At 46.3% G+C, this 13115-nt stretch carries 15 protein-coding genes; 8 read left to right on the plus strand and 7 right to left on the minus strand.

The window, feature by feature from the left end; all coding sequences use genetic code 11:
- Positions 1–54: 54 nt before the first annotated feature.
- The 4 genes from trkA to def form a co-directional block, all read right to left on the minus strand.
- A complete protein-coding gene (gene trkA, locus AB6E51_RS13000; protein WP_004735766.1) occupies positions 55–1431 on the minus strand; it encodes a Trk system potassium transporter TrkA in 1377 nt (458 codons plus the stop codon).
- Between the two features lie 109 nt (positions 1432–1540).
- Complete coding sequence (gene rsmB, locus AB6E51_RS13005) at positions 1541–2821, minus strand: 16S rRNA (cytosine(967)-C(5))-methyltransferase RsmB (RefSeq protein ID WP_017058774.1); 1281 nt, start codon at positions 2819–2821, stop codon at positions 1541–1543.
- A 92-nt stretch (positions 2822–2913) separates the two neighbouring features.
- On the minus strand, positions 2914–3861 hold the full coding sequence (gene fmt, locus AB6E51_RS13010; RefSeq protein ID WP_372058952.1) for a methionyl-tRNA formyltransferase: 948 nt from the start codon (positions 3859–3861) through the stop codon (positions 2914–2916).
- 37 nt (positions 3862–3898) lie between these two features.
- The gene (gene def / locus AB6E51_RS13015; protein WP_017058772.1) at positions 3899–4411 is read right to left on the minus strand and encodes a peptide deformylase; all 513 of its coding nucleotides are present in this window, start codon (positions 4409–4411) and stop codon (positions 3899–3901) included.
- Positions 4412–4551: 140 nt separating this feature from the next.
- Between def and AB6E51_RS13020 the strand changes: the two genes are divergently transcribed.
- From AB6E51_RS13020 to AB6E51_RS13035, 4 genes are read left to right on the plus strand one after another with little or no spacing between them, the layout of a single operon-like run.
- Complete coding sequence (locus AB6E51_RS13020) at positions 4552–5643, plus strand: LysM peptidoglycan-binding domain-containing protein (protein WP_372058951.1); 1092 nt, start codon at positions 4552–4554, stop codon at positions 5641–5643.
- The gene (gene dprA, locus AB6E51_RS13025) at positions 5640–6752 is read left to right on the plus strand and encodes a DNA-processing protein DprA (RefSeq protein WP_372058949.1); all 1113 of its coding nucleotides are present in this window, start codon (positions 5640–5642) and stop codon (positions 6750–6752) included. The genes AB6E51_RS13020 and dprA overlap by 4 nt, the downstream gene beginning before the upstream one ends.
- Positions 6753–6755: 3 nt before the next feature.
- Entirely contained in the window at positions 6756–7232 is a 477-nt protein-coding gene (locus tag AB6E51_RS13030) for a DUF494 family protein (RefSeq protein ID WP_029235095.1), read from the plus strand.
- A 12-nt stretch (positions 7233–7244) separates the two neighbouring features.
- Entirely contained in the window at positions 7245–7814 is a 570-nt protein-coding gene (locus AB6E51_RS13035) for a type I DNA topoisomerase (protein ID WP_017069578.1), read from the plus strand.
- An 88-nt stretch (positions 7815–7902) separates the two neighbouring features.
- Here AB6E51_RS13035 and AB6E51_RS13040 read toward each other — a convergent pair whose 3' ends face one another.
- Positions 7903–9033 carry a 5-(carboxyamino)imidazole ribonucleotide synthase gene (locus tag AB6E51_RS13040; RefSeq protein WP_065584145.1) on the minus strand — a complete coding sequence of 377 codons (1131 nt, stop codon included), beginning with the start codon at positions 9031–9033 and terminating at the stop codon, positions 7903–7905.
- 5 nt (positions 9034–9038) lie between these two features.
- Positions 9039–9524 (minus strand): 5-(carboxyamino)imidazole ribonucleotide mutase, encoded by a 486-nt coding sequence (gene purE, locus AB6E51_RS13045; RefSeq protein WP_004735777.1) that lies wholly within the window; start codon positions 9522–9524, stop codon positions 9039–9041.
- Positions 9525–9719: 195 nt separating this feature from the next.
- On the opposite strand from purE, the gene AB6E51_RS13050 reads away from it, so the two are divergent.
- The 4 genes from AB6E51_RS13050 (at position 9720) to AB6E51_RS13065 (ending at position 12407) form a co-directional block, all read left to right on the plus strand.
- On the plus strand, positions 9720–10277 hold the full coding sequence (locus tag AB6E51_RS13050; protein WP_065584144.1) for an L-threonylcarbamoyladenylate synthase: 558 nt from the start codon (positions 9720–9722) through the stop codon (positions 10275–10277).
- A 19-nt stretch (positions 10278–10296) separates the two neighbouring features.
- Complete coding sequence (gene hemF / locus AB6E51_RS13055) at positions 10297–11214, plus strand: oxygen-dependent coproporphyrinogen oxidase (RefSeq protein ID WP_065584143.1); 918 nt, start codon at positions 10297–10299, stop codon at positions 11212–11214.
- A 75-nt stretch (positions 11215–11289) separates the two neighbouring features.
- Positions 11290–12120, plus strand: coding sequence for a shikimate dehydrogenase (aroE, locus tag AB6E51_RS13060; protein ID WP_102429018.1), 831 nt, complete (start codon positions 11290–11292; stop codon positions 12118–12120).
- A gap of 17 nt (positions 12121–12137) precedes the next feature.
- Positions 12138–12407, plus strand: coding sequence for a DUF1488 domain-containing protein (locus AB6E51_RS13065; protein WP_017058764.1), 270 nt, complete (start codon positions 12138–12140; stop codon positions 12405–12407).
- On the opposite strand, the gene AB6E51_RS13070 is transcribed toward AB6E51_RS13065, so the two are convergent.
- Positions 12404–12949 carry a gamma carbonic anhydrase family protein gene (locus AB6E51_RS13070; protein ID WP_050642894.1) on the minus strand — a complete coding sequence of 182 codons (546 nt, stop codon included), beginning with the start codon at positions 12947–12949 and terminating at the stop codon, positions 12404–12406. The genes AB6E51_RS13065 and AB6E51_RS13070 overlap by 4 nt on opposite strands.
- Positions 12950–13115: the final 166 nt, after the last annotated feature.

Here is a 13115-nt window from a genome sequence, read left to right on the forward strand (position 1 = left end):
GGAGCGTCGTTCTCACAAGAAGAAGGTTGCGAGAAGATACTTACGAGAACAAGGCTATAAGAAGAACGGGCTCGGTTGGAATAGAGACTCAACATCAGGTACGTATTTCTTGTCCACTAGGAACATCACTACGTGGTCATCTTGTTCGATTACGGTTCTATCGTGCGCGATAAGTACTTCTTCTCCGCGAACAATCGCACCAATAGTGGTGCCCGGTGGTAGCTTGATGTCGCCAATCGCTCGGCCAACCACTTTCGATGTGGTTTCGTCACCGTGAGCAATGGCTTCGATCGCCTCTGCAGCGCCGCGACGTAGAGATGATACGTTAACAATATCAGCACGACGAACGTGAGTAAGCAGCGCAGAAATGGTCGCTTGCTGTGGAGAGATAGCAATATCAATCACGCCACCCTGAACAAGGTCTACGTAAGCACCACGCTGAATCAGTACCATTACCTTCTTGGCACCCATTCGCTTCGCCAGCATTGCTGACATGATGTTGGTTTCATCTTCATTGGTTAGGGCAATGAACACGTCCACTTGATCGATGTTCTCTTCGGTTAGCAGCTCTTGGTCTGCCGCATCGCCACAGAAGACGATGGTGTTTTCTAATTCTTCAGACAGCTTTTCGGCACGAGTGTAGCTGCGCTCGATAAGCTTGATGCTGTAGCTCTGCTCAAGGCGTTTTGCCAAGCTTGCACCAATGTTACCACCACCGACAATCATGATGCGGCGGTACGGTTTCTCTAGGCGTTGTAGCTCACTCATTACTGAGCGGATATGGTTACTCGCTGCCACAAAGAAAACCTCATCATCGGCTTCAATGATGGTGGTGCCTTGTGGGCGAATAGGGCGACCTTGACGGAAAATAGCGGCAACACGGGTATCAATGTGCGGCATGTGCTCACGCAAAGCAGACAGTGCGTTACCCACCAGTGGACCACCGTAGTAGGCTTTTACTGCTACTAGGCTAACCTTCTGTTCAGCAAAGCTCACAACCTGCAGTGCGCCTGGGTATTGAATCAGGCGCTCGATGTAGCTGGTCACTAGTTCTTCGGGTGCGATCAGGTGATCGACTGGGATGGCACCTGATTTGAATAACGCTTCTTTCTCTTCTAGGTATTGAGGAGAACGAATACGAGCAATTCGGTTCGGCGTATTGAAAAGAGAGAAAGCAACCTGACACGCAGCCATGTTGGTTTCATCCATGTTAGTTACGGCAACTAACATGTCGGCATCTTGCGCACCCGCTTCACGTAGTGTGTTTGGGTGGCTGGCATAACCGTTTACAACCCTAAGGTCGTACTTATCCTGAAGTTCACGAAGTCGGTCAGCATTACGGTCGACAATGGTGATGTCGTTGTTTTCACCAACCAGGTTTTCAGCAAGGGTACCGCCAACTTGTCCAGCACCTAGGATAATGATCTTCATAGCCTTTCTCTTTTCTTTACCGTGGTAATTCTAGTTATCTAACTTTGTTTTGATAATGCACTAGAAAGAAACAGCGGCTAAGAAATAAATTCTTAGCCGCTGTTAGTTGTTATGCCTGTTTTACTAGAACTGCGTAGTAGAAGCCATCCATATCTTCTTCTCCAGGTAGTATTTGACGACCCGGATTTTCGATATCAGACCCAACCAGCGTTGCGTTTTCAGTACGTGCTAGGAATGCTTTCACTTGCAGCACGTTTTCTTGCGGCGTGATAGAACATGTCGCATAAACCATGGTGCCGCCTTCTTTCAGCTGACGCCACATTGCATCCATAATTTCGCTTTGCAGTTCAGCCAGCGCATCAATGTCAGATGCACGACGTAGCCACTTGATGTCAGGGTGACGGCGAATTACGCCAGTCGCTGAACAAGGTGCATCAAGTAGGATACGGTCGAACTTATCGCCCATCCACCACTCTTCAGGGTAGCGAGCATCACCACAAATTACGTCGGCACGCAGTTGTAGGCGCTCAAGGTTATCGTAAACACGGTCTAGACGTTTGATGTCGCAGTCAATCGCAACCACTTCAGTATCTTGAGTGTGCTCAAGAATGTGTGCCGTTTTACCACCTGGTGCAGCACAACAATCTAAGATCAGCTCACCATCTTTTGGTGTTAGGTAATCAACCGAAAGCTGAGCGGCAGCATCTTGCACTGATACCCAACCCCTGTCGAAGCCAGGAAGCAAAGTAACATCACAAGGTGCAGCTAATTTTATGGCATCAGCTGCTTCTGGGTGCAATGTGTATTCAATGTTTTCGTTTTTAAGCAGTTCTACATACTCGTCACGAGTGTGGTGTTGGCGGTTAACGCGCAGCCACATTGGTGCCTTGCTGTTGTTTGCTTCAACCAGTTGCTCCCATTGATCTGGGTAGCTCTCTTGAAGCATTTTTAGAATCCAGCTTGGGTGGCCGTATTTGCCTGCATTGTGGCTAACGGCTTTCTCGTCTAGTTCTTCTTGGTCACGTAGGTAGCTACGTAACACAGCGTTGATCAAACCACTCAGGCTTGGACCGCGCAGTGTCTTAGTACCCTCAACCGTTTCAGCAACCGCGGCATGCGAAGGGATACGCATGAAGCTTAGTTGGTAAATGCCCACCAAGATTAGGTGGTGGAATACACGCTTTTTACCTTTAAGCGGGTTTTCCATCAGTTCGTTAGCGATTGACTCTAAACGAGGCAGATAACGAAGTGCGCCGTAGCAAATCTCTTGCAGTAGAGCATGGTCTCGCGGACGGATCGTTTTTTGAGCCGCAGGGAGAGCGTGTGAAAGAGAGTGGCCTTTATCGACAACTTGGAATAGGACATTTGCAGCAGCAGCGCGAACATTCATGAGGGGTACCGAATATTTATTTGAATACATGAGGGCATCTCTGCCCTCGTAAAGGTTTTCTTAGCTGCGTAATTAGCAGCTTTAAAAGCGGATTAAGAAAGCTGTGTACCAACTTCAAACCAGCTTGCACGTGAGTTCAAGATATCCTGAACTGACATGGCTTTTTTACCTGGAACTTGCAGCTGTTCAAGAACAAGTACGCCTTGCCCTGTCGCAACATAGATACCAGTTTTATCCGCTTGCAGAATGGTACCTGCAGGCTTATCAGAAGTTTGCTCTGCCACACGGCTTTGCCATACTTTAATGCTGTTCTCAGCGGCTTCAAAGTGGCTCATTGGCCATGGGTTGAAGGCACGAACGCAGCGCTCAATATGAGCTGCTTCATCACTCCAGTTGATACGCGCTTCTTCTTTACTTAGCTTCTTCGCGTAGTTAGCAAGCTCATCGTCTTGCTTCTCTGCAACCGCTTTGCCAGAAGCGATGTCCGCTAGACATTCAACAAGCGCGTCAGGGCCAAGGCACGCTAACTTCTCGTACATTGATGCGCTGGTATCTGTCGCTTCGATAGGCAGCGTCGCGATACTTAGCATGTCGCCAGTATCTAGGCCGATATCCATCTGCATGATCGTCACGCCTGTCTCTTTATCACCTGCCCAAATAGAGCGTTGAATCGGAGCAGCACCACGCCAGCGCGGTAGGATAGAGCCATGTACGTTGATACAACCTAAGCGAGGTGTATCTAATACAACTTGCGGAAGCAATAAGCCGTAAGCGACAACAACCATGATGTCAGCGTTCAATTCAGCTAGCTCTTGCTTAGCCTCATCTGACTTGAAGTTTTCTGGTTGGTAAACCGGAATATTGTTTTCAAGTGCGATGTTTTTTACTGGGCTCGCAGTGAGTTTTTTACCGCGGCCTGCTGGGCGATCTGGCTGTGTGTAAACAGCAACAACTTCATGCTCCGAAGACAACAACGCCGCCAAGTGACGGGCGGCGAAATCCGGAGTACCTGCAAAGACAATTCTTAAAGACTGACTCAAGGTAGGCTTCCTTCTAATTTAGTAATAGCAGCGGTTATTAACCTTGTTTCTCGTTGAAACGTTTAATCTTCGCTAGCTTATCTTGGATACGTTTACGCTTTAGTGGCGATAGGTAATCAACAAACAACTTGCCTTCTAGGTGGTCAAGTTCGTGCTGAACACAGATAGCCAGAAGGTCGTCAGCGTCGAATGTGAATTCGTTGCCGTCACGGTCTAGTGCTTTAACCGTTACTTCTGCAGCGCGAGGTACTAGAGCTCGAGCGCCTGGTACAGATAGGCAGCCTTCTTCGATTCCATCTTCGCCGCGCTTCTCAGTAATTTCAGGGTTGATAAGCACCATTGGCTCATCACGTGTTTCTGAAATATCGATAACAACGATGCGTTGGTGGAAATCTACTTGCGTTGCCGCAAGGCCGATACCTTCTTCGTCGTACATGGTTTCAATCATGTCATCAACGAACTTTTGAATCTCTGGGGTAACTTCTTTTACCGGTTTCGCCACGGTACGTAGACGATCATCTGGTAATGTTAATACTTGTAATACAGACATATACACTCGAAATATTGAACTGTGCCGAAACAGCTTAAACCTTGTTGGCTCAATTCTAGACATTTTAGAGGTCAAATGACAGCATCCTGAAGGTAATTCTCCAATCAGATGTCATATATTCAGACCAAGGAACCTAGGTCATGCGTCATTTATTGCCTGCTTTATCTCTTATTTGTGCCTCGATTTCGTTCGCCGCTACGGCTGAAAATAGTGAGCAACCTTTAACCATTAAACAGGGCGCACCTGAGGCGTATGTGGTGGTTAAGGGCGATACTTTGTGGGATATCTCTGCGATGTATCTCGATAGTCCATGGTTGTGGACAAGGTTATGGCAGGTCAATCCAGAGATAGAAAACCCTCATCTCATTTATCCCGGAGATAAACTGTCTTTGGTTTGGATTAATGGCGAGCCTGTATTGAGCCTCAAGCCTGTTATCAAGCTTAGCCCTAAGATTCGTGTCTCTGAGAAGAAAGCAGTACCTACCGTCAACGAGGGACTGGTTCTACCTTATTTACAGTCTGATCGCTTGGTAGAGCAGCAAGATATCGAATCGGCACAACGAGTATTAGGAACCAGTGATGGTAAACGTTTCTTATCGGGTGCAGACCGGTTGTTTATCTCAGGTAACCAACAACATCAAAAGTGGGGTATCTACCGCGCAGTTGAAACCTACCAACGGCAGCAACCCCAAGCAAGTATGACCTCTTTGCGTTTGGTCGCCACGGCGCGCTTAAAAGAAGTGGATGCTGAGTTCAGCAGCTTGCAGATAGACACTCAGCTGCAAGAGGTATTGCTGAACGACCTTGTGCTACCAGAACTTGGTGTTGATCAGGTGAAGCTCTCTACCACGTTTTATCCTGCACCTAGTGCGGCGGGTCAATTTGCTAATATCTTGGGCTCATTAGATGGCAGCCAATACAGCGCGAAGAATCAGGTGGTAGTGATCAACAAAGGTTCACAGGATAACCTTCGCCAAGGTTCTATGTTTACCCTCAGCGAAAGCGGTGCGGTGGTGTTTGGTAAGCAAGGTGAATACAGTTATAAAGAGTCTGCGGCGAGCGATAAGGTGCAATTGCCAAGTACCTCGCTGGGTAGCTTGATGGTCATTCGTCCTTATGAGTATTTTAGCCTCGCGTTGATCACTCAGAGCTCTAAGCCTGTTAGCAAGGGCATTCTGGCAGTATCGCCTTTGGATCTTGCTTTGACAGAAGAGGTTAAGGGCTCCGAGTGAATGAGCAACAACTGAGTGCTTGGCTAACTCTAAGTTTTGTTCCTCAATTGGGTGGCAAACGCCTTTCTCGCCTGCTGAGTATCGATTCCCCTTCGAACATTGTTGGCTACTCAAGCCAGCAGCTGCAAGTGATGGGTTTATCAGGCAAACAAATTTCTTATCTAAGAGAGCAAGCCCCAAGAGAAGTGGAGGCTTGCTTATCATGGCAAGCAAAACAGCCTAACCATCACATCATTACCCCTAATTGCCCACATTATCCCAAACTGCTTAATGAGATTGCCTCTGCGCCCAGTGTTCTTTTCGTTAGAGGTAACGTTGAAAAGCTGATTGAACCTCAAATCGCGATGGTTGGCAGCCGTAATGCCAGTATCGAAGGTCTACAGACGGCGAAATCATTCGCTAAAGAGTTTGTACAAAATGGTTTGATTGTCACTAGCGGCTTAGCGCTTGGTATTGATGGTTATGCCCATGATGGCGCACTAGATAAAGGAGGCGAAACCTTTGCTGTATTGGGCTCAGGCTTGGATTCTATTTATCCTGCAAGACACAGAAACCTCGCGGCTAGGATATGTGAAAGTGGAGCGCTGATTTCAGAGTTTCGACCGAGTGCTAAACCAAGACCTGAACATTTCCCCCGTCGTAACCGTATTATAAGTGGCTTGTCGTTAGGAACCTTGGTGGTGGAAGCGGCTGAGAAGAGTGGCTCTTTAATTACCGCTCGCTATGCCATGGAGCAAGGTCGAGAAGTGTTTGCGCTGCCCGGTTCTATTCATAGCCCAACCAGTCGCGGAGGTAACAGTCTCATCAAAGCTGGAGCATGTTTAGTGCAAAATGCTCAAGATGTTCTGATTGAAATAAAGAGTCTGTTAAACTGGTCTATAGATCAGCAGCCGAGCTTATTCGAACCTACGCCGAATGAGGGTGAAAATGAACAATTGCCATTTCCACAGCTGTTAGCTAACGTAGGATTAGAGGCGACACCCGTTGATATTTTGGCACAGAGAACCCATATACCTGTGCATGAAGTCATGATGCAGCTTTTAGAGCTTGAGCTCTCAGGGCATGTTGTTGCAGTTTCCGGTGGCTATATTCGAAAGGGGAGAGGCTAAGCTATGATGATGGACATACTGATGTACTTGTTTGAAACCTACATCCATAGCGATTCTGAATTGCAGGTGGATCAAGACGAACTTGAAGATGAACTTCTTCGAGCGGGGTTTCACCAAGATGATATTTATAAGGCTCTCCATTGGTTAGAAGACCTTGCTGCACTGCAAGATACCGATAACCAAGCGGCGATTACTATGTGCTCTAATACCTCGATGCGTGTTTACACAAGTAAAGAGATATCACGTATTAATATGGAGTGTCGTGGTTTCTTGTTGTTCCTTGAGCAGATCAACGTCCTCACGACAGAGATTCGTGAAATGGTGATTGATCGTGTCATGGGGTTAGAGACCAATGAATTTGAGTTGGATGATCTGAAGTGGATTATCTTAATGGTACTGTTCAATGTACCGGGTAATGAAAGTGCTTACACGCAAATGGAAGAGCTGTTGTACACCAAAGAGCAAGGTATCTTGCATTAATACAGGCTTATCATGAGTAGTAAGATTGATAATCAGCTTTTTTCAGCACATGAACATGCGTTAGAGCATGAACCATGTCCACAGTGTGGTGGGGAGCTTCAGCTTCGCCATGGTAAGCACGGCCCATTTTTAGGCTGTAAGCAGTATCCGAGCTGTGATTACATCAAGCCTCTTCATCAAAATGATGGTCATGTGGTGAAAGAGCTGGGCGTTCCGTGTCCTAAATGCCAAAACGAATTGGTATTAAGGCAAGGTCGCTTTGGGATGTTCATTGGCTGTAGCAGTTATCCAGAGTGTAATCACATCGAATCTTTGGATCAACCGAAAGAACAACCTGAAGAACAGCCACTTGTTGCCTGCCCTGAGTGTGGCAGAGGCCATTTGGTTGAGCGTAAATCTCGCTATGGCAAAACCTTCTATGCGTGTGATAACTACCCTAAGTGTAAGTTTGCCGTTAATCAGCCACCAGTTATAGGTCGTTGTGAAGAGTGCCAGTTCCCACTGTTACTGGAGAAGAAAACGGCCAGTGGTACCAAGAAGCAATGCGCAGATCGCAAGTGTCACCACATTCAATCTCAATAACTCGATATTATAGACACAAAAAAACGGCGCTCACTGAGCGCCGTTTTTGTGTCCAATAAACTTTTTATATCAATAAGCCAATGTAGGCTTACTTCATCTGCTCAGCAAACTCATGCACAGCAGGGTAGGCTTGTTTATCAAGAATCTCAGCCAATGAGCACAACGCTCTTTGTAATTCTGCGTTGTAATCAGCGCTCACGTTAATGTGGCCCATCTTACGACCTGCACGCTTCTCTTTACCATACCAATGAACATGACAACCACCTTGAGCAAGAATTGCTTCAGGTAGGGTATCTTCACCAAGGATGTTGATCATTGCGGTTGGACGAATCAGCTTAGTGCTGCCTAATGGCATGCCACATACGGCACGTAGATGGTTCTCAAACTGACAAGTTTCAGCGCCTTGTTGTGTCCAGTGGCCAGAGTTATGAACACGTGGTGCAATCTCATTCACCAGCAGTGAACCTTGAACATCAAAGAACTCTAGCGCGAGTACGCCAACGTAATCTAAACGCTCTGCAACTGCGGTGAACATGGTTTTCGCTTGTTCTTGCAGTTCAATGTCATCAATGGCTGTTGATAAGCTCAACACGCCATCGGTGTGAACATTCTCAGCCAGTGGATACACTTGAACCTCGCCATTGGTATCACGAGCACCAACCAGTGATACTTCGCGGTCAAACGGAACAAACTCTTCAGCCACAATCGCTTGGTTGTCGGTCGCGGTAATGCACTCAGCCATTTCTGCCCAAGTCGCGTCAACATTGTCTAATGTCTTTAAGCGCCATTGGCCCTTGCCGTCGTAGCCGCCAAGTGTGCTCTTCAACACCATTGGTAAGCCAACGTGAGCAATTGCAGCGTCAAAGTCTTCGCGAGAGTTAACCACGTAGTACTTAGCATTCTTCACGTTCGCTTCGTCTAACAGGGCTTTTTCAAGACGACGGTCACCGCCAGCTTTGATTGCTTCTGTTGTCGGTAAGAACTTACCGCTGCGCTCACACACCTCAAGTACATCGTGAGGAATATGTTCGAATTCAGCAGTAATGACGTCCGCACGCTCAATCGCATTTTCTAAGCCGTTACCTAGAATCGCTTGCGTTAATGGGTGAACAATATTTTTGCTGCCAACATCAAAAGCAGAAATTTCAATATTCAGCGGTGCCCCAGCTAGGGACATCATGCGAGCAAGTTGGCCCGCGCCTAACACAAGAACATGCATGGAAATTAGTCCTCTGCAGGGTTTGGATTAGCCAAAACCGTTTCTGTTTGCTCAGAACGGAATGCTTCTACTTTTGCCATTACTTCTTCATTGTGTGTACCAATGATTTGAGCCGCTAGGATGCCTGCATTGGCAGCGCCAGCTTCACCGATAGCCAAAGTACCTACCGCGATACCTTTTGGCATCTGCACGATAGAAAGCAGAGAGTCCATGCCTTTCAGTGCTTTAGACTGAACTGGAACACCCAGAACTGGTACGCTTGTGAAAGCAGCAGCCATGCCCGGAAGGTGCGCTGCACCGCCAGCACCAGCAATAATTACTTTAATACCGCGCTCTTTCGCACTGGTTGCGTAGTCTGCAAGCAACTGAGGTGTGCGGTGAGCAGAAACCACTTTTGTTTCGTACGCCACGCCAAACTGATCCAACATTTCTGCAGCTAGCTTCATTGTTGGCCAATCAGATTTAGAACCCATGATAATACCGACAGTCATCTCAAACTCCTTCAGGTACGATTTAATTAGTGATTAGATATTTTGCGCGCATTATACGGGTAAAATTGCTTAAGGAAAACGTTTGCGTCAGTCTGAGTTGTTAATTGATACATTTTATAAACAAATAGCTTTAGTCACAGTGAATGATAATTTGTACACTTAGTGAGTTAGATAACTGAATTAATGAGGCAACCCGTGGATAACTTTCAACATACTTTGCAGGCATTACAACAAGGTGAAGTCATTGCTTACCCGACTGAAGGCGTTTTTGGGGTCGGTTGTGATCCCGATAATCCACAAGCCATCAAGAAATTACTCGACTTAAAACAACGACCGATCGAGAAAGGGTTGATCTTAATTGCTGCAAGTTACGAGCAACTGTTACCTTACATTGATGAAAGCCAGTTGACGGAAGAACAGTTGGTAACAGTGAAAGCGACATGGCCAGGTCCGGTCACTTGGATTATGCCAACCAGCAGCAAAGTTACTGACTGGGTAAGTGGTCAATTTGATTCCATCGCGGTACGAGTGACTGATCACCCTTTGGTTCAAAGAATGTGTAATGAGTTTGGTAAGCCGTTAACCTCTACCAGTGCTAACCTGACCGGCGAGCCGCCTTGTATGACGACTGAAGAAGTTAAGCAGCAACTTGGCCAACATTTGGTGGCTATTTTAGAAGGTCAAACGGGTGGTCGTGAGAAGCCAAGCGAAATTAGAGATGCAAAAACGTCGAAAATATTAAGACAGGGCTAAACCCTGCAAAGGAAGTAAGATGTCAGCAATTGATAAAGAAGCAGTAAAACAGTTTTTACTGAGTCTACAAGATTCGATTTGCCAGCAGCTTGAGCAAGCTGATGGTACTGCACTGTTTGAAGAAGATGCATGGCAGCGTGAGCCTGGCGAGCGCCTTGGTGGCGGTGGTCGAACTCGTGTGATGACCAACGGTGCGGTATTTGAGCAAGGTGGGGTTAACTTCTCTCACGTAGCGGGTAAGGCTATGCCTGCCTCAGCTACAGCTCATCGACCTGAATTAGCCGGACGTAAGTTTGAGGCGATGGGGGTTTCATTAGTTATCCACCCTAAAAACCCATATATCCCAACCTCACACGCGAACGTTCGATTCTTCATTGCGGAAAAAGAAGGGGAAGACCCGATTTGGTGGTTTGGTGGTGGTTTTGACTTAACGCCATTTTATCCTGTCGATGAAGATTGCCAATCTTGGCACCAAACAGCCAAAGATCTTTGTGCGCCATTTGGAGATTATGTTTATCAAGAGCACAAAGAGTGGTGTGATAAGTACTTCTATCTTCCTCACCGAGACGAAACACGTGGTGTTGGTGGGTTGTTCTTTGATGATCTTAACGAGTGGGGCTTTGAAAAGAGCTTTGCTTATATGCAGGCGGTCGGTGAAGGTTTTGCAGCCGCATACTTACCAATTGTAGAACGACGCAAACAGACGCCTTATGGTGAGCGCGAGCGTGATTTCCAACTTTATCGTCGTGGTCGCTATGTTGAATTTAACTTAGTCTATGACCGTGGCACTCTATTTGGTTTACAAAGCGGCGGTCGTACAGAGTCTATATTAATGTCGATGCCGCCATTGGCTCGCTGGGAATACCGCTACGAACCACAAGCGGGTTCACCGGAAGCTCTGCTTTATAGCGACTACCTAAAGCCTCGAGTTTGGTAGTTCTTCCTTCCTTATAGGGATAGTGATAGGGTCATCTATATAGATGACCCTTTTTTATTTCTGTTAGGTAAGGATATGACACAGCAAGTAGATCGTTATGCCGTTTTCGGTAACCCTATTGGGCAAAGCAAATCGCCATTCATTCACACATTATTTGCTCGCCAAACCAGACAACAACTTACCTATACAGCATTACAGCCAGAGCATGGTGAATTTATCACTGCGGCCAAAACATTTTTCAGTGAAGGTGGTCGAGGATGTAACGTCACAGCACCTTTTAAAGAAGATGCGTATCAGTTTGCCAATCGCCTAACTGAGAGAGCTGAACTAGCTGGTGCCGTAAATACCCTTAAGAAGTTAGATGATGGAGAGATCATTGGTGATAACACCGATGGTGAGGGCTTAGTTCAAGACCTGCTTCAACATCAAGTCACGCTAAAAGGAGCACGTGTTCTTCTTCTTGGCGCTGGTGGTGCTGCGAGAGGAGTGATTCAACCTCTTCTCGACCAAAAGCCACAACAGCTGGTGGTCGCTAATCGAACCAGCTCCAAGGCTGAACTTCTGGCTGAGATGTTTTCGTCGCATGGCAACATCAAGGGGATGGGGCTAAGTGATGTTAATGAAGGCTTTGATGTCATTATTAACTCTACCTCATCTGGTCTAAGCGGGCAGCTTCCTGAAGTGTCTGAGGTGATTTTCAATTCTACTAGCGCCGTTTATGACATGGTTTATGGATCTGGAACGACGGTATTCAATCAATGGGCATTAGATAATGGTGTTCATGCTGCTTATGATGGTTTGGGTATGCTAGTGGGGCAGGCAGCAGAAAGCTTTATGCTTTGGCGTGGTCTTCGTCCGGGAACAAAACAGATTTTAAGAGAATTACGTAAAAATCTAGAGATGTAATGGGGTGTTTATAAAAAATGAATCAATCAATTCTATTTCCTGATATCCAAGATTGGGATGAAGAGAGCCGAACAATCACGTTCCCAGCACAACAGTCGGGCGCATTGATTGAATGTGTCATGTCTATTGAGGAATTATCACGATTGGCAGGTAAAGATATAGAAGAAGGCGATCAAGCTTTAGTTATCTTTTCAGAGTTACGTTTCGATATTGAAGAGCTAGCGGAAGAGTTAATAGAAGAAGAGGAGTATGACTCCTCTAATCGGATTCAGATCAAAGCGCTTTAGACTGGAAGTACAGAGTCTAGATAGTCATTTTTATTCTGAACATAGTTGTCTGCTGATTTCTGTAAAAAGGCTCGCTCTTTATCATTTAATGGGCGAGCTTGTTTTACTGGGCTTCCTACATAGAGATAACCGCTTTCAAGTACCTTGTTTGGTGGCACTAAGCTACCAGCACCAATCATCACTTCTTTTTGGATAATCACGCCATCCAACACGATCGCTCCCATACCAACAAGTACACGATCCTCAATAGTGCAGCCATGCAGCATTACTTTATGCCCGATAGTGACATCATTACCTATTAAGAGAGGATAACCGTCAGGGTTTTCAGCATTCTTATGGGTGACGTGCAAGACACTACCATCTTGGATATTCGTTCTCTCTCCAATATGAATGTGGTTCACATCCCCTCGAGCTGCAACCAAAGGCCACACGCTAGAGTCGTTACCGATTTTGATATCACCAACCAGCACTGAACTTGTATCTATATAGACACCTTGCCCAATCTGAGGGGATATTCCTTTATAACTGCGTATTGAACTCATAAATCCTCCTTTATATAGGCACCTTAAGCCCTTAATTAAGAGGAATACTAGTGAAAATGGGGTGTTTTGAACAAAAAACGCTCGAACAATCAAAAAAGTAAGAAAAACTTCAAAAAGGGCTTGCCAGTGTGATCGAAATCTCTATAATGCCACCTCGCTGACACGG

It is taken from the genome of Vibrio sp. 10N.247.311.47 (assembly GCF_041467535.1).
Lineage (GTDB): Bacteria > Pseudomonadota > Gammaproteobacteria > Enterobacterales > Vibrionaceae > Vibrio > Vibrio crassostreae_C.